This is a genomic window from Burkholderia sp. Nafp2/4-1b (assembly GCF_003635165.1).
Lineage (GTDB): Bacteria > Pseudomonadota > Gammaproteobacteria > Burkholderiales > Burkholderiaceae > Burkholderia.
Genome location: NZ_ML058599.1, coordinates 78,009 through 98,101, shown reverse-complemented (window position 1 = coordinate 98,101; position 20,093 = coordinate 78,009). Strand labels below are relative to the sequence as shown.

The 20,093-nt window shown below is 66.3% G+C and carries 18 protein-coding genes and 1 riboswitch; of the genes, 7 read left to right on the top strand and 11 right to left on the bottom strand.

The window, feature by feature from the left end:
- Positions 1 to 32: 32 nt before the first annotated feature.
- The 3 genes from C7H84_RS06960 to C7H84_RS06945 form a co-directional block, all read right to left on the bottom strand.
- On the bottom strand, positions 33 to 428 hold the full coding sequence (locus C7H84_RS06960; RefSeq protein WP_240461989.1) for a 2-oxoglutarate dehydrogenase: 396 nt from the start codon (positions 426 to 428) through the stop codon (positions 33 to 35).
- 66 nt (positions 429 to 494) lie between these two features.
- Positions 495 to 2,366 carry a peptidase S10 gene (locus C7H84_RS06955; RefSeq protein ID WP_121858109.1) on the bottom strand — a complete coding sequence of 624 codons (1,872 nt, stop codon included), beginning with the start codon at positions 2,364 to 2,366 and terminating at the stop codon, positions 495 to 497.
- A gap of 838 nt (positions 2,367 to 3,204) precedes the next feature.
- Entirely contained in the window at positions 3,205 to 5,016 is a 1,812-nt protein-coding gene (locus C7H84_RS06945) for an ExeM/NucH family extracellular endonuclease (RefSeq protein WP_121858108.1), read from the bottom strand.
- Positions 5,017 to 5,298: 282 nt separating this feature from the next.
- Positions 5,299 to 5,474: riboswitch (yybP-ykoY riboswitch) on the top strand.
- 73 nt (positions 5,475 to 5,547) lie between these two features.
- Between C7H84_RS06945 and C7H84_RS06940 the strand changes: the two genes are divergently transcribed.
- Both C7H84_RS06940 and C7H84_RS06930 read left to right on the top strand, forming a co-directional pair.
- A complete protein-coding gene (locus C7H84_RS06940) occupies positions 5,548 to 6,558 on the top strand; it encodes a sodium:calcium antiporter (RefSeq protein WP_121858107.1) in 1,011 nt (336 codons plus the stop codon).
- Between the two features lie 202 nt (positions 6,559 to 6,760).
- Entirely contained in the window at positions 6,761 to 7,129 is a 369-nt protein-coding gene (locus C7H84_RS06930; RefSeq protein ID WP_121858106.1) for a hypothetical protein, read from the top strand.
- Positions 7,130 to 7,150: 21 nt separating this feature from the next.
- On the opposite strand, the gene C7H84_RS06925 is transcribed toward C7H84_RS06930, so the two are convergent.
- The 3 genes from C7H84_RS06925 to C7H84_RS06910 all read right to left on the bottom strand — a co-directional run bounded on the left by C7H84_RS06925 (position 7,151) and on the right by C7H84_RS06910 (position 10,265).
- Positions 7,151 to 8,071 carry a LysR family transcriptional regulator gene (locus tag C7H84_RS06925; protein WP_121858105.1) on the bottom strand — a complete coding sequence of 307 codons (921 nt, stop codon included), beginning with the start codon at positions 8,069 to 8,071 and terminating at the stop codon, positions 7,151 to 7,153.
- Between the two features lie 98 nt (positions 8,072 to 8,169).
- Entirely contained in the window at positions 8,170 to 9,654 is a 1,485-nt protein-coding gene (locus C7H84_RS06920; protein WP_121858104.1) for an FAD-dependent oxidoreductase, read from the bottom strand.
- A gap of 266 nt (positions 9,655 to 9,920) precedes the next feature.
- Positions 9,921 to 10,265 carry a cupin domain-containing protein gene (locus C7H84_RS06910; RefSeq protein ID WP_121858102.1) on the bottom strand — a complete coding sequence of 115 codons (345 nt, stop codon included), beginning with the start codon at positions 10,263 to 10,265 and terminating at the stop codon, positions 9,921 to 9,923.
- 198 nt (positions 10,266 to 10,463) lie between these two features.
- Here C7H84_RS06910 and C7H84_RS06905 point away from each other — a divergent pair, with 198 nt between their 5' ends.
- The 3 genes from C7H84_RS06905 (at position 10,464) to C7H84_RS06895 (ending at position 13,974) form a co-directional block, all read left to right on the top strand.
- The gene (locus C7H84_RS06905; protein WP_121858101.1) at positions 10,464 to 11,351 is read left to right on the top strand and encodes a helix-turn-helix transcriptional regulator; all 888 of its coding nucleotides are present in this window, start codon (positions 10,464 to 10,466) and stop codon (positions 11,349 to 11,351) included.
- Between the two features lie 160 nt (positions 11,352 to 11,511).
- Positions 11,512 to 12,462 carry an agmatinase gene (gene speB, locus C7H84_RS06900; protein ID WP_121858100.1) on the top strand — a complete coding sequence of 317 codons (951 nt, stop codon included), beginning with the start codon at positions 11,512 to 11,514 and terminating at the stop codon, positions 12,460 to 12,462.
- A 30-nt stretch (positions 12,463 to 12,492) separates the two neighbouring features.
- Complete coding sequence (locus C7H84_RS06895; RefSeq protein ID WP_121858099.1) at positions 12,493 to 13,974, top strand: aldehyde dehydrogenase family protein; 1,482 nt, start codon at positions 12,493 to 12,495, stop codon at positions 13,972 to 13,974.
- Positions 13,975 to 14,281: 307 nt separating this feature from the next.
- Here the strand turns inward: C7H84_RS06895 and C7H84_RS06890 are convergent, their stop codons facing one another.
- Positions 14,282 to 14,686, bottom strand: a complete 405-nt coding sequence (locus C7H84_RS06890; protein WP_121858098.1) for a nuclear transport factor 2 family protein — start codon at positions 14,684 to 14,686, stop codon at positions 14,282 to 14,284.
- 147 nt (positions 14,687 to 14,833) lie between these two features.
- Complete coding sequence (locus tag C7H84_RS06885) at positions 14,834 to 15,646, bottom strand: methyltransferase domain-containing protein (protein ID WP_121858097.1); 813 nt, start codon at positions 15,644 to 15,646, stop codon at positions 14,834 to 14,836.
- A 265-nt stretch (positions 15,647 to 15,911) separates the two neighbouring features.
- On the opposite strand from C7H84_RS06885, the gene C7H84_RS06880 reads away from it, so the two are divergent.
- On the top strand, positions 15,912 to 16,502 hold the full coding sequence (locus C7H84_RS06880) for a GNAT family N-acetyltransferase (RefSeq protein WP_121858096.1): 591 nt from the start codon (positions 15,912 to 15,914) through the stop codon (positions 16,500 to 16,502).
- A gap of 27 nt (positions 16,503 to 16,529) precedes the next feature.
- Here C7H84_RS06880 and tam read toward each other — a convergent pair whose 3' ends face one another.
- From tam to C7H84_RS06865, 3 genes are all read right to left on the bottom strand, one after another.
- Positions 16,530 to 17,318: a trans-aconitate 2-methyltransferase gene (gene tam / locus C7H84_RS06875; protein WP_121858095.1), complete on the bottom strand. Its 789-nt coding sequence runs from the start codon at positions 17,316 to 17,318 to the stop codon at positions 16,530 to 16,532.
- A 157-nt stretch (positions 17,319 to 17,475) separates the two neighbouring features.
- Positions 17,476 to 17,676, bottom strand: coding sequence for a hypothetical protein (locus C7H84_RS06870; protein ID WP_121858094.1), 201 nt, complete (start codon positions 17,674 to 17,676; stop codon positions 17,476 to 17,478).
- 30 nt (positions 17,677 to 17,706) lie between these two features.
- Complete coding sequence (locus C7H84_RS06865) at positions 17,707 to 19,035, bottom strand: DUF3422 domain-containing protein (protein WP_121858093.1); 1,329 nt, start codon at positions 19,033 to 19,035, stop codon at positions 17,707 to 17,709.
- A gap of 161 nt (positions 19,036 to 19,196) precedes the next feature.
- Here C7H84_RS06865 and C7H84_RS06860 point away from each other — a divergent pair, with 161 nt between their 5' ends.
- Entirely contained in the window at positions 19,197 to 20,072 is an 876-nt protein-coding gene (locus C7H84_RS06860; protein WP_121858092.1) for a LysR family transcriptional regulator, read from the top strand.
- Positions 20,073 to 20,093 lie beyond the last annotated feature (21 nt).

Sequence of the window (20,093 nt, the reverse complement as noted above, 5' to 3'; positions counted from 1 at the left end):
TCGGCACCGGCCGCCCGCCCTCCCCTATACCCTCACTCCTGCTGCTCCTGTTCCTGCTGCGCCTGCACCTGCCGCTGCTGGATGAACTGCCGCACGTCGCTCATCGTCACGCGACCGGTGTGTTTCGCATCGATCTCGTCGAAGTGCTTCGAAACGAACCCCAGCCCGCTGCTCTGCGCCTGCGCTTTCGTCACCGCCGCGCCATTGCTCAGCACCGTGTTGCCGCCGAGCCGCGCATCGACGCGCTTCTGCGCCTGCTGCTGCAGCGTCGCGCCGGTCGACGGCAACACCGGCGCCACGCGAGTCGAGGGAAAGAACGGACCGTCGACGCCGTGCGCGCCGTGCGGCAGCTTCACCGGCGCCACCGCCTGCGGCGGTAGTGCGTAGGCGCTGCTCATCACGGCACCGACGACGATCAACGGAGACATACGCCGCATCAAATTGTTTAAGGACATGATCACTCGCATTCAATGGATGAATAGAGGGTTTCCTGTTCACAAGGAGTCCGTCGTTTGCGGTGCCGCCGCGAGCGTCGTCGCGGCCGTCGCGCCCGGCACGCTGCCGGTCGGCGTGCCGGCCGGGTTCTCGTCCGGCCACGGCGGCGGCAGCATGCGCAGCGTCAGCGCGGTCGGAATCCGCTTGCCCTGATAGAAGATCTTCAGGTCGCGCTTCATCTGCGGCCGAGCGACGTCATCCAGATACGTCATGTGACCGCCCTGGAAGAAGTTCACCTGCAGCTTCGGATTCAGGCCCTTCACCGTCTGCAGCCGCGCGAGCTGCTTCTCGGTGTTGAAGAACGGCGTCGCCAGGTCGTGCAGCCCGTTTTCCGCGAGCACGTGAAGCTTCGGATTGAGCTGCAACGCGCCGAGCAGATCGGGGATCGTGTCGGGCATCGGCTGGCCGTCATGCGAGAAGTCCCACACCTGGATGATGTTGTCGTTCAGCGGCAGGTAGGTCGCATTCGGCGCGGTGTAGCCGAGGTAGTCGGGCAGCTGCGTCGCGAGCGCGTTCGTGAACGGCTGCGAGATCAGGATGTCCGACGGATCGCCGTCCGTCTGCAGCCGCGGATCCGAGTTCGGCAACGACACGCGCCCGTCGTAGCGGCCGATCGTCGTGCCGGGCAGCAGGCTCGTACCGAACGGATTCGCGTTGAAGTACCCGCGCAACGCCTGCTGCGTCAGGCTGGACGGCACCGACCACAGCTTCAGCGTCGCATCGCTCGGGAACACCGGCGTGCCCAGCGCATCCGGAATGCCGAGCTGGCTCAGCACCCACGATTGCGAGTATTGCTGCAGCTGGTTGTAGATCAGCGTCGTGAACAGCTCGGTTTGCAGTGCGTACAGATACGGGTTGACCGGCGCCGGCGACACCTGGTTGAAGTACTCGGCGACCGCCGCGTAGCCAGGCAGGTAGCCGGCCACGGTATCGGTGTCGAGCAGCAGCCCTTCGGTCGACTGCGTGATCGCGACCGCTTCCACCGCATCCGCGAAGTAATTCACGATCGCCGACTGCAGCACGATGCCCGTCAGGTGCACGCCGGCCGATTCGAGCGCGAGCGCGAGCATATCGGTACGCGGCGTGCCGTACGACTCGCCGTACAGGTAGATCGGCGACGTGCCGCGGCCGTTGACGTTCAGGTAGCGCTGGATGAAGTCGCGCATGATGTTCACGTCCGCATCGGAGCCCCAGTACTTCTGGTTCGTGTTCGGCAGCACGGCTTCCGACAGCCCGGTGCCCGGCGGGTCGATGAACACGAGGTCGGTCGTGTCGATCAGGCTTTCGGCATTGTCGACGAGCGGATAGTTCGGCCAGTTGTTGCCGAACAGCGGGTCGGGCGTGGCGACGCGCGTCGGCGCGAACGAGCCGAGCCGCAGCCAGATCGACGACGAGCCGGGGCCGCCGTTATAGACGAACGTGACCGGGCGCGGCTTGCCGTTCGTGCTCGGCGCGGTGTACGCGACATACGACATCGACGCTTCCGCGTTGCCGTTCGCGTCCTGCGCGGTCAGGTGGCCGGTGGTCGTCGTGTAATCGACCGTCGTGCCGCCGGATTTCCACTGGTAGTGCATCACCGCCGCCTTCTCCGAGACCTGCGCGGGGGCGAGGCCGTCGGTCGCGTTCATCGAATAGGCGACGGTGTCGACGTAAGGCTGGTTCGCCGCCGGCGATTGATTCGCGGCTGCTTGCGCGCTGGCCTGCTGGCTCGCGGTGGTCTGCGCGAGACTCGACGCGCCCACTGACGACGAATCGTCGCCGCCGCAGCCCGCGAGCGTGAGTGCGAGCGTCGCGGCGGTCAATGCGCCTAGCCCGGCCAGCCGCCCGCGACGTTCGCGGCGGCTGCCGGTACTGCTCCTGTCTGGTTTCATGCCTCTGTCCTTGTGTTGGATCGGATATCGCTTCACACACAGGCCGTCATCGCCGGCGAAAAACGCGCAGGCATACCCGCCACTCGCGTTGCATGGTCGGCAGACGGCGATCGGGGATTGGACTACTTCGAGAGACTGAACGTGATACAGACACAGCAAACTGCGGGCGGAGAATGATGCGAGAACGCCGCCCCCTTGCAGCTTCAACGACTTTTGTATGACGAAAATTTACGACATGACAAAAATAGGCGGTGCTGCGCCGCGTTGTCAAAGATCATTCGGATATTAAAAAATCTCTTATGATGCGAACGACGATTAGTGTCTGGAATTTGAAAGAAAAACGATTGTTCGAATTGGGCGTGCGGCGGGAATGGTTTTTTCCACGAATATCATTGGTTTCGCGCGTGTCCCGCAGCGCTGAGCAGCTGGTGACAGCGCACGCGGGCGCCCTTCAAATCGACAGGATCTTTCTTTCATTTTAATTATCCCCAATCGATTAGCGCGAATCGTTGAATAAAGTCCGGCAGCATCCATAAAATACCGAATTCGGCGATTTATCGAATATTCGCCGGAATTATTTACGCGTTATCGGAACGGAATCGCAAGCCGCACGGACCGCGCTTTGATGCGTAATACGCGGGTATTCGCAATGAAGAAGCGATCATTCGTGCCGTAGATTGCGGACCGCATTGCCGCTATCGTGAATCGGGCACGTGATGCATTGGGGGGAGAGCGAGGCCGGCGAGCGGCAGCGCGTAATTCACGCACCACCGCGCCGACTCCCGCGCCGACGTGCGGCAGGTGCCGCACGCCGTACTTCAGATGCGCGATTCCGCGCTCAGCGCCCGCCGCCCGGCAGCGCGATATCGATCAGCACCGGGTCGTGATCCGACGAGCGATACGCATCCGGCGCGTAGTACGTCTTCTGCTGCTCGGCCGACTTGTACGCGAGCGTGTATTGCAGCGCGAGCGGCTCGTCCGCGTTGATGTGCCATTCGTGCACGGCCTTCACGTGCGACGCGAGCGGCAGCGACGCAAGCGCGTGATCGAGGTAGCCGGCTTCGCCGTTGTACACGTAGCTGTATGCGTTGGCGCCGATCCAGCGCGACACCAGGTTGCGGTAGCCGCGCGATTCGAGCAGGCGGATCGGGTCTTCATACGTGTAGCTGTTGAAGTCGCCGATCAGCAGCGTGCCCTGCCCCGCGACACCCGTCGGCGTGCCGGCGAGCCAGTCGGCCAGCTTCGCGGCCGCACGCGTGCGCGTGGGGTTCCAGCAGCCCTGGCCGTCGCCCTGGTCGAGGTCGTCGTTCGCCGCGTCCGGGCAGTTCTTCGACTTCAGGTGGTTGACCGCGATCGTGAGCGCCTGCTTGCCGCCGATGCGCCGGAACGACTGCGCGAGCGGCTGGCGATTCTTGTCGTCGATCGCGAGCGTCGACGCGCGGCCGACCGGCTCGACCGCGCGGCTGTCGTAGATCATCGCGACCGTAATCGCATCGCCGCCGAGACGCGACGAACCCGGATCGACGACGCGCCAGTGGCTACCCAGCTTCGCCGCGAGCTGATGCACCGCGCTCAGTTCGCCATAGCCGTTGTTCTGGATTTCCATCAGCCCGATCACGTCGGCATTCAGCGCCTTCAGCGCGCTGACGATCTTCGCTTCCTGACGCTGGAATTCCTGGTAGTTCTTCGCGCCACGGTTGTTCGGGTCGTCGAAACCGCCGCCCATTCCGTTGCCGTTGAAGTAGTTGAGCACGTTGAACGACGCGACGCGCAGGTTCGACTTCGGATCGCGCGCCGGTGCGTCAGTGCGCGGGTTCGCACGCGTGTCGAACGTCGGCGCGGCCGCGCCGGGCAGCGGCTGCACGCGCCATGCGCCGTAACGTACCTCGAGCACGCCTTCGACGTTGCGCACCGTGTAACCCGAGCGCAGCGTGTTCGTGGCCGACAGTTCCGGCGCGGGATACGGCACGGTGGCCGGGTTCTGCTTGTTCGAGCCATCGTCGAGGATCAGCTGATTGCGTGCGTTCGCATCGATCTGCGTGTGCGCCTGCGCCGGAGGCACCACGCTCGTCGGCGTGCGCAGGCGGCCGTTGCTCAACATCACGCTGCCGTAGCGGCCGAGTTCGTAGTTGTCGGTGACGTTCAGCGTCTGCGGCAGACGCACGAGCATCCCTTCATACGCGGCGAACGTGTTCAAATTGTCGACCGGCAGCGTGAGCGTGGCCGGCGTGACCGTCTGGCCGTTCGCGCACACCGCGATCGCGCCCGCCAGCGTGAGCTGCGTCTGCCCGTATTTTTCCTCGACCTTGCCCGTCACGTGCACAAGATCGCCGGCCTTCGCGCGCGCTTTCGGCGCATAGACGAACAGCCCTTCGGACACGCCCGGCTGGTTGCGGCGCTGGGCGTCCGCCTGCTGGACGAAGAAGCCGCCGAAGCCGTCGGTGCCGCCGAAATCGGCGGTGACGACCGCTTCGATCGACACGTTCTGCCCGGCGAGCGGCGACGGCGCGCCCGGGCCCTGGATGTCGGCGATCGGCGTCGTGCTGCCGCCGCAGTTCGGGCTGACGGGGGCCGCGGTGGCGGCGAGCACCGGTGCGGCGAGCGTGGGCAGCAGCAATAGCGGGGCAAACAGGCGGATTGTCGTGCGCATGACGGGGAATCCCGGTTGTGAGGGTGGCGAAAGCTTAGCGGCGCTCAATGACAGTTTTTGGTAATACGCGGATAGTTGGATGTAATGTGCGCGGCGATCCGCCCGACGCAGGCATGCATCTGGCTCACCGTGTGCCAGCGCGGCACGATGCGGGTTGCGGTGGTTGGACCATGCTCGCAAGCAGCCGCCGCGGACGCGCGAATGCGCCCGCGGTGCCGCCGGCGGTACGCGCCGCGGCGCGCGCATGCATGCTTGCCGAAAGCATTCGTCTCGGCTAGACTCCCCTTCGTCTTTGGGGAGTAGCCTGCTTTCCTGCCCCGGAAAGCGAACGCGTCAACACACTCGGCCTGCGGCCGTGGCGCGTTCGGCCGAATCGGTCTGGCGAGACCATGGACGCATCGCGTCGTTCCAGGTCGGACGTCGGCAGATGCGTCATGGCTCGTCCACGTCCGACCACGGAGTCCCCATGTTCCCTCCAGCTTTCCTCTCGCGTTTCGCTACTGCTCGCATGCCAGCCTGCGGAGGTGCCGCATGACGTTGATGCTCGTCGAACTGGCGTTCATGCTGATCGTCATCCTGATTGCCGCCGAACTCTTCACGAATGCGCTCGAACACCTCGGCGAACGCCTGAAGATTTCCGAAGGCGTCACGGGTTCGCTGTTCGCGGCCGTCGGCACCGCGCTGCCCGAAACGATGGTGCCGCTGCTCGCGCTCGCGGGCGGCACGTCGAACGCGGCCGTGAACGAGGAAATCGGCGTCGGCGCGATTCTCGGCGCGCCGCTGATGCTCGCGACGCTGACCACATTCCTGATGACGCTCGCCGTGATCCGCACACGCGGCCTGACCGGCACGATCGCGCCCGAACGAACCGGCTTCGTACGCGACCTCAACTACTTCCTCGCCGCGTTCGCGCTCGCCACCGTAGCGATGTTCGTCCCGCATCACGTGTGGGCGGTCCGCGCGCTGCTCGCCGCGATGCTGGTCGGCGTCTACGTGCTGTACGTCGTGATGACGTTCCGTGCGTCGACGCAGCTCGTCGATGCCGGGCACGGCACCGAAGCGCCGCATACGATGTTCCTGTCGCGCATCGGGCTGCCGACCAATCTCGCGACCATCGCGCTGCAGCTCGGGATCGGCGTCGCGCTGCTGGTCGGCGGGGCGAAGGGCTTCATTCACGGCGTCGAAGGCGTGTCGCACCTGCTCGGCATTTCCGCGCTGCTGCTGTCGCTGATCATCGTGCCGATCGCGACGGAGTTGCCGGAGAAGGTCAACAGCGTCCTGTGGATTCGCCGCAAGAAGGACACGCTCGCGTTCGGCAACATCACCGGTGCGATGGTGTTCCAGGGCACGCTGCTGCCGGCAATCGGCATCATGCTGACGCCGTGGGAGCCGCGCCCCGAAGTGCTGACCGGCGTAATCATCACGCTCGCGGCGGCGGCCTGGCTGCGCGTCAATGCGCGTAAGCGCGGGCTCGCGATCTGGGCGTTGCTGGCGAACGGCGCCGGGTATGTCGGTTATCTGGCCGTGACGCTGACGCGCTGAATCCGCCGAATCTTCCGAATACGCTGAAGCCGCCGTGCGCGTCCAGTACGATCTGGCCGCGGACGGCGGCCGGTTGCGGCCCCGTCGTCGTCCAGGTCATGCGTGAGTTCGAGTCGTGGCTGAAGGCGCGCGATGCGTACCGCGACGCGGAAGCAGAAACCGCGCTGCCCCGATAACCCACCTTCATACGCAGGAAAACATCATGGAACTACACGCCACCGTCGGCGCGGCCACATTCGATGGCGACGACGATGAAAGCTGCGCGAACATCTATTGCCACGACGCGGAGCAGAACTATTGCTTCTCGCTGCTGCGCTTTCCGGACGAAACGTCGATCGAAGTGATGGTGCTCGATCAGCTCACCGCGCACGTGAAGGATCTGACGGTGCGTCTCGCGGGCGACACGCTAGACGTCGAACTCGATGAACGTACCGCCGCGCGGCTCGACGGCAACACGCATTACGTGATCCATCTCGCGCCGGGCGAACACGATCCGGTCGTGCTGCGTGCCGCATTGAAGGAAATCTTCGACGGCAAGAACGGATATCGCGACGACAGCGCGAGCGTGTGATCGTCACACGGGCGGCGCGCGCTACGCAGCCAGCGCGACCGCCCTGATGTTGAACGCGCGCAGCAAGTCCTCGCGGAATGCATCGACGATCGGCTTGCCGCTCGCGTTGCGCTTCATCGCGAGATGCAGCGGCACGTCGAAGCTGAACGTCGCACGGCCGATGGCCTTCACGAGCCCGCGCTGCTCGAACGGCTCCGCGTAGTGCGCGGGCAAATAACCGAGATGGCCACCCGACAGGATCAGGATCGTCGCGGCCTCGATGCTGTCCGCACTTGCGGTCACGCGCCGCTCCGGCAGCGGGCACTGCTCCTCCGGCACCGGATACGTACGCCACACCCAGTCGTGCGCCTGCAGGTCGCTCACCGACACCGGCTGCGACGCATGGAACAGCGGATGACCGCGACCGCAGTAGATCACCTGTTCCTCGGTAAACAACGGCGTGTAGTCGAGCCCCGGCACGCGATGCCAGAAATACCCGATCGCGAAATCGAGCTGGTTGTTGACGAGGCCTTCCTCGAGTTCCTGCGGCGACGCGACCTTCATCGAGAACGTGACGGCCTGGTCGCGCTTGCGGAACGCGCCGATCGCGTCGGCGACGCGCGCATTCTCGACCAGCGGTGCCTGCCCGATCAGCCCGATCGACAGCGTGCCGACCAGCTTGCGGTCGATGTCGCGCACGCGCGCGACGAACTCCGACGTCGCCGCGACCAGCGTGCGCGCGGTGGCCGCGAAGCGTTCGCCCTTCGACGTCAGTCGAAAGCCGCCGCGACCGCGGTCGCACAGCTTGAAACCGACGCGCGCTTCGAGCGCGGAAAGCTGCGTGCTGATCGTCGACTGCCGCACGCCGAGCGATGCCTCGGCGGCCGTGATGCCGCGCGCATCGACGACAGCCAGGAAGACCCGGATGAGCCGGAGATCGAGATCGGTGGTATTCGAAAACATGCTTGAAGCCGTTGCGCGTTCGCCGATGGACCTGACCGGATGCGCGCCATCATCGGCAACGGCGCGCACCCTACCCGTCGTTCGTCAACGACCGTCACCTACATCGGGAAGCCCATCGCCTTGATCCCGTTGATCCATGCGCGCTTCCAGCCGCCTTCGTCATCGGCACCGTCGAACGCATGGAACGTGATCTTCGCGGCAACCCAGCGCATCGGCTCCGGCGGGATATAGCTCGGGCTCTGGTTCGCGATGTCGAGCTTGCGCTCCGGGCTGTCGCGATCGAACAGGATGTTCAGCCCCATGAACGCGCCGAACCGGCTCGCCGCGACGCCGAAGCCCGTGTAGCCCGCGACGAATACGGCCTTGTCGCCGAGATAGCGCTTCGCGAACACCGAGCCGCGCGAGCAGTAGTCGATCGGGCCGCCCCATGCGTGCGAGAAGCGCACGTCGCTCAGTTGCGGGAACGTGCGGTAGAACGCTTCCGCGAGCCGCGTGTAGGTTTCGCGCTCGCCGTCCTGATGCGGGTCGGGGTCGCCGTCGAAGTGATAGCTGACCAGCCCGCCGAAGATGATGTTGTTGTGCTTCGTCAGCCGGAAATAGTTGAGCTGCGTGCGCGTGTCGTACACGCCCTGGCGATTCTTCCAGCCGATGCGCGCGAGCTGCTCGTCGGTGAGCGGTTCGGTCGCGAGCACGTGATCGCGAACCTGCATCACGCGGCGGTTGATGTCGGGAATCCCGACCTTCGCGGTGCCGCTGCCGAACACGACGCGCGGCGCACGCACGCTGCCCTTCGGCGTCGTCACGAACACCGTGCTGCCTTCGTCGGTCACGGTCGTGAGCGGCGTGTGCTCGTACAGCTTCACGCCGAGCTGCAGCGCCGCGCGCTTGAGTCCCCACGCGAGCTTCGCCGGATGCACGATGCCGCTGCGGTTGCGCGACCACAGCGCGCCCGCGAACAGCGGCGAATTCAGTTGCTCGAGTGTTTCCTCGCGATCCAGCAGCACGACGTCGTGCCCGTATTCGCGATGCAGGTCGTAGTCGCCCTTCAGGTGCGCGATGTGCTCGGGGTCCACCGCGACGGTCATCTCGCCGTTCCACTCGATGTCGGCGTCGATGTCGTAGCGCTTCAGCGTGTCCTCGAAGCCGTCGAGATTGCGATGGCCGAATTCCTCGAGCTGCGCGATGTCGTTCGGAAACACCCGCACCGCGTTCGGCAGCCCGTGCATCACCGACGTCGAGATGATTCCGCCCGCGCGGCCGGATGCGCCGTGCGCGACCTTGCCGGCCTCGATCAGCACCACGTTCAGGTGCGGCATCTGTTCCTTCGCCTGTACGGCCGCCCACAGCCCGGTGAAGCCGCCGCCGACGATCAGCAGGTCGGCCGTCGCGTCGCCGACGAGTTCCGGCTCGGTGGCCGGCGCGGCCGGGTTGTCGAGCCAGTACGGGAACAGCTTCGTGTTCGCGAGCGCTTCGGTGGCGCTCAGCGCGACCGGTGCGCGACGCGCGGCGTGCGCGTTAGCCGGTGCGGGTTGCGTTGCGCCTTGTGTTGCACCTTGCGTTGCTTCGTTGACTTCCATTTCCATGATCCCAGCCATTCAACGTGATCGCGACCCGCGCAGGTGATGCGTGCACGGCGTGCCGAATTCGCCGATTTCCCCGATGTGCCCGCTTGCCGCGGTTTCGCCGATGGCGACGATCGGCGCGTGCACCGCAAGCCGCGATGCGTGCCGCCCGCGAAAACGCAACGGACGTCGACGTCGCTTGCGGTCGATCGAAACCGCCACCGCCGCCGGCCCTGCGTCAACCTGACGACGAACACGCCACGGCGGCGGTCGCTTACATCCTCACATCACGACTTCTCGAGCAGCACGTAGAACTTCTTCGCGTCCTCGATCGTCTCCCAGCGGCCCGCGAAACCGGCCGGCAGCAGGTAGCCCTGCCCCGGCGTGAATTCCTTGCGGTTGCCTTCGACGTCGGTCAGCGCGATCCGGCCCTCGACGAGCCACACGGCCTCGTCCGCCGCCGTTTCCGGGAACTCCACGGAGCCGGCCTTGCCTTCCCACCAGCCGATGAGGTAGTTGCCGCTCTTGCCTTCGGCCGCGCGCCAGTCGCTTTCGTCCATCCCGAAGTCGAGCTTCGTGAATTCGCCGATGCCTGCGCCGAGCGGCAGGATGTCCTTGATCAGTTTGGTCATCTGAATCTTTGTCTCTCGATTGAAAAAAGCAGAGACAAAGTTACTCATTTACACTGCCCCGGTATGCCCCCCTTCGGGGGGGACAAGCCGCGTTTTCCGGGTGTACGCGCGGCCCCAGGACTCCGTACGGTATTTCCCTTAATGACCTTTTCGGCGTTGAACGCTACAATCGCGCCCGCTTTTCACCCGGGGAACCGCATGCTGCTCAACGTGAACCCCTTCCACCGCGACACCGACCGTTTCAACGTGTCGTTCAAGGCGCTGGGCGAGCTGATCGAAACGGTCGGCACGCCGCACTTCGTGCCGCGCCTCACGCAACTGCTGAACGAGGTCGTACCGCTCGACGTCGCGCACGTCGAACGCTCGCGCGTCGATGGCTCGATGCCCACGGGCTATCGCTGCGAATGGATCGGCAGCAGCGGCATCGGCACCGAGGCCACCGAAATCTCCGACGTGATGACGCTCTATTACGAGCGCTTTCTCGACAGCGACCCGCTGTTTGCCGGGTTGCGCGGCAAGACCGGCACGATGCTCGTCGTGCGCGACATCGCGGCGATTCCGCCCGGCGAATTCCGCCAGCGGATATTCGACGACGTGCATATCGGCCACGAATGCGTGCTCGCGCGCGGCACCCGCTACGCGCAGCATTCGATCGCGCTGGAACGCGGCCGCGATCGCCCGCCGTTCACGCTCGCCGAGATGAACCGCTTTCGCAGCATCAGCGACGTGCTGTTCCCCTTGCTCGAACTGCACGCATCGACCACTGCCGCGCGGCGCGTCGCGCATCCGACGCCCGAAGTGCATCCGCTCGCGCAGTTCGATGCGCGGATCGCGGCCGACGGCGTGAAGCTGTCGAAGCGCGAATACGAAACCTGCAAGCACCTGATCTCCGGCAAGACCGTGCCGGAAACCGCCGACATCCTCGGCGTGCGCGTCGCGACGGCGGAGTCGTACGTGAAGCGCGCGTTCCAGAAGCTCGGCGTGCGCACGAAGCGCGAGCTCGCCGCATGGGGCGCGGCCACGCCGGCGTTTCCATCCGCCGGCACGCATGACGACGACGCCACCCCGCCTGCAATCGTCGGCTGAACGCTGACAGCCACGTCGCCGACGGTCGCGTCGCATCGATGCCGCGACACCGCTCGCATCGAGACCCGTCGATGTAAACGTTGCGACTTCAAAATCTTCTCACCCGCGTTCTCCTCTACCATCGGCCGATCGCTTTTCACCGGAAAGAGGAGACGGCCCCATGCACCACGAACTGAATCAACCGATGGGCGGCAACGAGATGCCGCGCTTTGGCGGCATCGCCACGATGATGCGCCTGCCGCAGGCGAGCACGACCGACGGCCTCGACGTGTGCTTCGTCGGCGTGCCGCTCGACCTCGGCACGTCGAACCGCTCGGGTTCGCGCTTCGGCCCGCGCCAGATCCGCACCGAATCCGTGCTGCTGCGCCCGTACAACATGGCCACGCGCGCCGCGCCGTTCGATTCGCTGCAGGTCGCCGACATCGGCGACGTCGCGACCAACCCTTACGACCTGAAGGATTCGGTGCGCCGCATCGAAGAGGCGTACGACGAGATCGTCGCGAACGGCTGCCGCCCGATCACGCTCGGCGGCGACCACACGATCGCGTGGCCGATCCTGCGCGCGCTGCACAGGAAGTACGGCCGGGTCGCCGTGGTGCACGTCGATGCGCACGCCGACGTCAACGATACGATGTTCGGCGAGAAGATCGCGCACGGCACGCCGTTCCGCCGCGCGGTGGAAGACGGCCTGCTGCAATGCGACAAGGTCACGCAGATCGGCCTGCGCGGTACCGGCTACCACGCGGACGATTTCGACTGGTGCCGTCAGCAGGGCTTCACCGTCGTGCAGGCGGAAGAATGCTGGAACAAGTCGCTCGCGCCGCTGATGGCGCAGGTGCGCGAGCGCATCGGCGACACGCCGGTGTATCTGAGCTTCGACATCGACGGCCTCGATCCGTCGTACGCACCCGGCACCGGCACGCCGGAAATCGGCGGGCTGTCGGTGCATCAGGGCCTCGAGATCATTCGCGGGATGAAGGGGCTGAACATCGTCGGCGCGGATCTCGTCGAAGTGTCGCCGCCGTACGATCCGACCGGCACCACCGCGCTCGTCGGCGCGAACCTCGCGTTCGAGATGCTCTGCGTGATGCCGGGCGTCGCGTACCGCTGATCCGCCCACCCGACCGACAGGAAAACCGTCATGTCCACCGCTGAGCTTTCCCCTTCCGCCGCAATGCTCGTGCTGCCCGCCGCCCGCATCGCCGGTGAGCCCGTACGCACGCATTCCGACGCAGCCGGCGCGCCGATCTTCAACGCATCGACCGGCGAGACGATCGGCTGGCAGGAATTCGCGACGACCGCGCACGTCGACGCCGCCGTCCGCGCCGCGCGCGACGCGTTCGCCGGCTGGCGCGACACGCAGCCCACCGAACGCGGCCGCCTGCTCGCGACGATCGCCGAGCGCGTCGAGGCCAACCGCGAGCGCCTGGCGGCGCTGCAGATGCAGGTGAGCGGCAAGCCGCCGTTCGAGGCCGATGCCGACGTCGGCGACGTCGTCGCGACCTTCGCGTACTACGCGCAACTATGCAACGACCCGGCACTGTTCGCGGCCGAGCCGGTCGCGCTGCCGAGCGACGCCGTCGCGGCCGAGCGCTTTTACGATGCGGTCGGCGTGGCCGCGCTGATCATGCCGTGGAACTTCCCGATGGTCACGACCGCGTGGAAGCTCGCGCCCGCGCTCGCGGCCGGCTGCACGGTCGTGCTGAAGCCGTCCGAACTGACGTCGCCGACCGAACACGCGCTGCTCGACCTGATCGCCGAAGCCGGCGTGCCGGCCGGCGTCGTCAACGTCGTGAACGGCGGCGTCGAAGTCGGCGCGGCGCTCACTGCCCATCCGCTGATCGACAAGATCTCGTTTACCGGCAGCACGGCGGCCGGCCGCAAGGTCATGCAGGCCGCCGCCGAGGACATGAAGCGCGTGACGCTCGAACTCGGCGGCAAGTCGTCGCTGATCGTGCGCGACGACGCCGATCTCGACGTCGCGGTGTCGCTCGCCGTCGCCGGCGCCTTCACGAACGCGGGCCAGATGTGCTCGGCCACCGCTCGCATCCTCGTGCACGACAGTCTCTACCGCAGCTTCATGGCCGCGTTCGAAACGGCCGTGCGCGCGCTCGTCGTCGCGCCGCCGGGCACCTGCCAGGTCGCGATGGGGCCGCTGATCTCGGCCGCGCAGCGCACGCGCGTCGAGGCGATGCTCGAACAAGGCATCGCGGCGGGTGCGCGTGTCGCGTTCACCGGCCGCGTCGCCGACGCGGGCGGCAACGGCTTCTTCATGGCGCCCGTCGTGGTCGCGGAACCGGCCGCCGACAACCTGCTGTGGACCGACGAGGTGTTCGGCCCGGTCGCGTGCGTCAAATCGTTCCGCACCGACGACGAGGCAATCGCGCTCGCGAACGACACGCGCTACGGGCTCGTCGCGACCGTCGTCACGCGCGACGGAGAAGCCGCGAAGCAGTTCCAGGCGCGCGTGCGCGCCGGGCTTGTGTGGATCAACGCGCCGCAACTCATCTATCCGCATGTGTGCTGGGGCGGCTTCGGGTTGAGCGGGATCGGCCGCGAACTCGGCGTGACGGGGCTGCGCAGCTATCAGGAATTGCGCCACGCGATGCGCGCGATCGATTGATCGGGGCAGCCGTGCAAGGCGCTGGTGGCGCGGTGCACGGTGCGTCGGCAGCGCTTTCTTTAGGGTGGCCGTTGCGGAATGGTGCGACGCACGGGAGAACCGGGTTGCATTCCGCACGGCGCTCACGCTGGCGCTCGCCGGCGACGCACCGCAGGTCCGAAGCCAGCGATGCGCTATCGATCGCGGCCAGCCACGGGATGCGATTCATGCTTCCGATGGTGACGATGTCCGCGCACGACAGCGGCGACTGGACGCGCTATCTTCCGAGGAATCCGGGCTTCAAGTGACATCGCTTCGCGCGACACCGTCACCGTCGATGAGCAGTCGCTTCGGCCTCGGTATCGTGATACTCGACGAACGCCGCGATCTTTCCGCCGTCGATCGTGAACAGATGCACCCAATCGTCCTCGTACGTACGCCCGGTCGAATGGACGCGCCAGCGCTGCGTGCCGAGCACCACGACGCGGTTGCCGCTGGCGATGAACTCGAGCGGCTCGAACCGTTCGGCGGTCTGCGTCGAGGCGAGCGCCGCGAAGAACGCCGCGACCGCCTGCGGCCCGTGTCGTCGGCCGACGAATGGAACGATGTCGGCCGGCCCCGGGATGAACCAGTCGATGCTGTCGGACAGCGTCTGCAGGATGCCGTCGATATCGGCCCTGCCGAACGCCGCATACGCCTGCTGCACCAGTTGCACGTTGGCTTGCTCGCTCATCGCGCCCTCCCGTCATCGCCGGTTCGCCGTATCGCGGCGCGGAGTCCGGGCCGCTGACAATTCAGCATAGGCGAACCGCCGCGCATCGCACCGGAGATTCGCGAGCAAGCCGGCCGAGCGGATTTGATGTGAGCAATCGACGCAGCGCTATCCCGCAGCCACGATCACGTGCGCCTGGATCTTGCCGGCCACCGGCCCGTCGCCGTGGCGCGCTGCAATGGCGTCCGTCGCGCGATCCATCGCGCTTTGAATCAGGCCGGCATCGCGCGAGACGATTTCGTCGTACAGCGGCGTGCCTCGACAATAAGCGACGGCCACGTCGCGTGCCGAGGCCGCATGACTCGTCTTCTCGCGCGTCGCGATGTCGACGTCGATAAAACCCGCGCGATGCAGCTCGTCGCGGATCAGCGCGACATCGTGATAGCCGTGCGGCGTTCGGGCGAGGAATCGCGGCGGGTCGTGCGGAAACAGCTCGGCGATCGCACTGGTGATTGCGTCGGCAAACGCGTTTTCCTCGATGCGGTCCCAGACGCTGAAGACGAAGTGCCCGTGCGGCGCCAGCACGCGCCGCGCCTCGGCGTAGCCGGCAACCCGGTCGGGAAAGAACATCGCGCCGAACTGACAGCAGACGACGTCGAACGACCCGTCGTCGAACGGCAGCGCGAGCGCGTCGGCCTGCCGCCATTCGATACGGCCGTCGGGCCCCTGCCGGGTGAGGGCGTAATCGAGCATCGGCTGGTTGAGGTCGGTCACCACATAGCGCGCATCGGCGCCGAGCCGCGGCGCAAGCGCCCGCGTGACCGCGCCGCTGCCGGCGGCCGTTTCGAGCACCGTGCGGGGCGAGAATCCGGCGACGAGCGCGGCCAGGTCTGCCGCATAGGCGTCGAAGATCAGCGGGACCATCAGCGTGTCGTAGAACGCCGGGATCGAGCCTGCAAACACCATGTCGCGATCGGTCATGACGGCCCCCTTCGTTCGCGCATTCGTTTCGGCACACGCCGGGCCATGCCGGCGCGAGACAAGCTTCATACATGATAGGTGCTGGAACGCTCGGATGTAGCGCGCGACGGAGGGATGCCAGCGCGTTCCTGTTGGCGACGATGACACTCGGCAATCGATGCGCTTCAGCGTTCGCGCCGATATCCCGCATAATCAGCCGTTGAACCGCCGCAACGGGGAAGCATTGTGAGAGCGCGGCAACTCGAAACACGAAGGACACCGACACATGGACCGAGCCGAGCACATCAGCATCGAACAGGCGGTCGATCTGCCCGCCGACGAACTGAACGGATGCGACTTCTCGTTCGAGATCGCGTGGGAGCTGAATGCGCCGTACCAGGATCTGCTCGATTTGCGCGCACTGCCCGTGCGGCGCAAGGACTACGGCTTCGACCCGGCCGGCTGGGCGCGCGAGGCGTGCGGCGGCACCGCGCTGTTCCGCGCGACTGCGAGCGGGCGCCTCGCGGGGTTCGTCGCGATCACCGAAAGCTGGAACGGGATGGCCGAGATCGCGGAACTCGCGGTCGAGCGCACCTGCCGGCGGCAAGGGATCGGCCAGTTCCTGCTGGCGGCCGCGGAAGCATGGGCGCGCAGCCGCGGCTTCGGCTTCATGCGGCTCGAAACGCAGGCGAACAATGTCGCGGCCTGCTGCACGTACGCACGCGCCGGCTTCGTCGTGGGCGGCCACGACCGCTTCCTGTACGCCGACGGCGCGAACGACGGGGAAGTTGCGCTGTTCTGGTACAAGGATCTGCGCGACGGGCAAACCGCGAAGAGCCGGACCGTCGATCCGGAATCGATGCGGCCGCTGTCCTGACGCGCGAACGCCTGCCTTACTTTTCCATTACTTTCGGGTCGCGACGATGAACAGGCGCGGGAACGGCAGCAGCACGGTGCCGTCGTCGAACACCGGATAGCCGCTCGGGCCGGCCAGTGCATCGCGATAGCGCGCGATGAATGCATCGCGCTCGCTGTCGTCGTCCAGCGCCGCGAGGAACGGCCGCAGTGCGCTGCCCTTGAACCATTCGACGACCGCATCGGCGCCGCCGCTCAGCGGATGGTAGTAAGTCGTGCGCCATACATCGACCCGCGCGCACAGCGGCGACAGCAGCGTGTAGTAGTACCGCGCGTCGAATCGCTCGGTGCGCGCCGCGTTCTTCAGCTTGTCCGCCCAGGGGCCGGCCGCCGCGACTTCGCGCATCAGCCGGTGCGCGGGCTCGTCGAGGTTGTCGGGCATCTGCACCGCCAGATGGCCGCCCGGCGCCAACCGGCCGGCGAGCGACGGAAACAGCGTGGCGTGCGCGGGCACCCATTGCAGCACCGCGTTCGACAGGATCAGGTCATAGCCGCCCGGATCATCCCAGGTGGACACATCCGCGACATCGAAACGCAGCGACGGCAGGCGCTTGCGCGCGGCGGCGATCATGTCCGCCGACGCATCGATTCCGCGGACCGTCGCGTCGGGTGCGCGCGCGATCAGCGCCTCGGTCGAGTTGCCGGGCCCGCAGCCGATATCGATCGCGGTACTGATGCGCGTGTCCGGCACCGCGGCCAGCAGGTCGCGCACGGGCCGCGTGCGTTCGTCTTCGAATCGCACGTACTGGTTCGCATATTGATCGAGTGGAATCGTCACGGTATGCCTCCTGATCGGGGGGACGGTGTCGGAAGGCTCGTCAGGCAACGTCGTTCATGAAGGGAAACGGCGGGATGCGCGGTCATGAATGGAAGGCGTGCGTGAATGGGCCGCCGGACGTGCTGCATCCGCAACGGGTTTCGCACGATATAGCGCGTCAGTTGTACCCGAGAATCGCCACGGCCGCGACCTCCGGCCGATCGATCGTGCTGCCGAAAAGCGACGTCATCGGCTCCTGCAGCGCGGCCTGATACGACGTCATGTACACCTCTTTCGGCGCGCCGCATTGGTCCCAGGCCGGCTCGTCGAATGCATCGAGGTCAGTGAAAAACTCAGATTGCGTTTGCATAACAGTCATCTCCACTCCTTTTGATATGTCGTCGATGTTCTAACCGGCCTGCTTCAATGCGGCAGCCTGCACGTTCGGCACGGGTGCGCCGTCATGCGCGGCCTCCGACCTGGCGAGCTGCGCGCGCGTGCGTCGCGTGATGTGAATCACCGCGAACACGACCGGCGCGATCAGCAGGCCTTCCGCCAGTTCGGGATCGACCGGCAGATTCATCACGTGCAGCGCCTTGAACGCCGCTGTGGCGAGCGACAGCACGTAGTACGAAATGGCTGCCACCGACAGCCCCTCGACCGCGTGCTGCAGATGAAGCTGGTTGCGCGCGGTGCGCTCCATGCCGGCCAGCAAGCGCGTCACATCCTTTTCCTGCGCGAGATTCACGCGCGTGCGCAGCAAGTCGACCGCCCGCGCGATCCGCGCGGCGATCTGCTCGTGGCGCGCCCATACGCTGCGGCAGGTTTCCATCGCCGGCGCGAAGCGGCGCTCCATGAATTCCGCGATCGTCGGCATCCCTTCGATACGCTCCTCGCGCAGTTCCTGGATGCGCGCGAGCACCAGCTTTTCGTACGCACGCGACGCGCTGAAACGGCCGCCGGACCCCGACAGCGCTTCGACCCGCACCGCGAGATGCGTGAGCTTCACGAGCAGCGCTGTGTCGTCGCCGTCGGCGCCGCTCGCGTCCATGCGCTGCATCAACGCATGCAACGCCGCGTGGATCTCGTCGAGTTCGCGGCTCATCCGGCGCGCGACCGGCAACGCGAGCAACGCCATCATCCGGTACGTCTCGATTTCATACAGACGCTGCAGCAGGCGGCCGCCCTGCTCCTCACGGAAATCCTCGTCGACGACCAGAAAGCGCATGAAGCCGTCGTCGCGCACATGCCAGTCGCAGAACACCTTGCCGCCGCCGAGCACGTTGCTGCCGACGAGCGCGGGCCCGTCGATCCAGCGGCGCAAGTCGCCGCACACGAGCCGCGCGGCATCGCCCGACAGCAACTCCATGCGCACCGCGACGAAGCGGATGCCCGCAAGCCGCGCGAACCATGCGGCCGGGATCCCTTCGATCGCAAGGTCGTCGAAATAACCGGTGTCGCGGCGCGGTGCAACGAACGTGAAGGTCGAGAACTCGGTGTGGCGTTCCCACTTCAGATGCCAGCCGGACGACGACTGCACCGCGTAGTGGGTCGCGCCTTCTTGCGGCGCGGCAATGCCGGTGTCGCGGCACAGCGCGTGCAGCAGCGTGTCGTGGATGTCGGGCTGGCCGTCGGTGTAGATCGCGTAATGCGTGAGCGACACGGCTTCGGCGAGCCGCAGGAACGGCCGGGCATGCAATTCCGCGGCCAGTGCGGCGCGCAACGGATGATCCATCATCGGTACACCACTCTTCCCTGTTCAACGCTGCGTGCCGGGCACGCCGGCGTGATGGCCGCGCCGCATCGCACGATGCAGCCGGCTCGATTCCACTATGGCAGACACATAGCGACAATAAAAACGCATAATGCTGATCGTTACGTTCAGTTTTCCTGATACCGATGAAGATGCTCGATCACGACGTGCTGGCCACTGTCGTCGCCGTCGCGGAAACCGGCAACATGACCCGCGCCGCCGAGGCGGTGAACCGCTCGCAGTCGGCCGTGAGCATGCAGATCAAAAGCCTCGAGGATGCAATCGGGCGGCCGCTGTTCGTGCGCAAGCCGCGCAGCATCGTGCTGACGCGCGAAGGCGAGGTGCTGCTGGGGTTCGCCCGACGCATGCTGGCGTTGCGCGACGAGGCGTGGGCGGCCGTGGTACGGCCGGAAGTGACCGGCAAGGTGGTGATCGGCGTGCCGGACGACTATGCGTCGTCGCTGCTTCCGTCGGTGCTGAAGAAGTTCTCGGCGACCTATCCGAAGGTCGAGATCCAGGTGATCGGGCTGCCGAGCAGCGCGCTCGCGCCGCTCCTGAAGGACGGCACCGTCGATCTCGTGTGCGGGACGCGCATCAAGGGGCTGTCCGGCGATTTCATCCGCCACGAGCCGATGGCATGGGCCGCGATGACGAACGGGCCGCGCGTGTGGGAGGAACGGCCGCTGCCGATCGCGGTGTTCATGCCGGGCAGCGTCGCGCGCGAGAATGCGATCCGCAGTCTCGAACTCGCCAAGCTGCCGTTCCGCACGTCGTACGAAAGCCCGAGTTTGCTGGGGCTGCTGAGCATGGTCGAGGCCGGCCTTGCGGTCGCACCGCTCGCGCGCTGCGCGATTCCCGCGCAACTGTCTATGCTTGGCCGCTCGCACGGGCTGCCCGATTTGCCGCCGCTCGAGCTGATCCTCGCGCGCAGCACGAAATCGAAGCGCCCGCCGTGCGACTTTCTCGCGGAACAACTGATGGAAGACCTGCAGCGGCAGACCGGCCAGAGCGGCGACGCCTGAACCACGTTCAGGCGCGCGCTG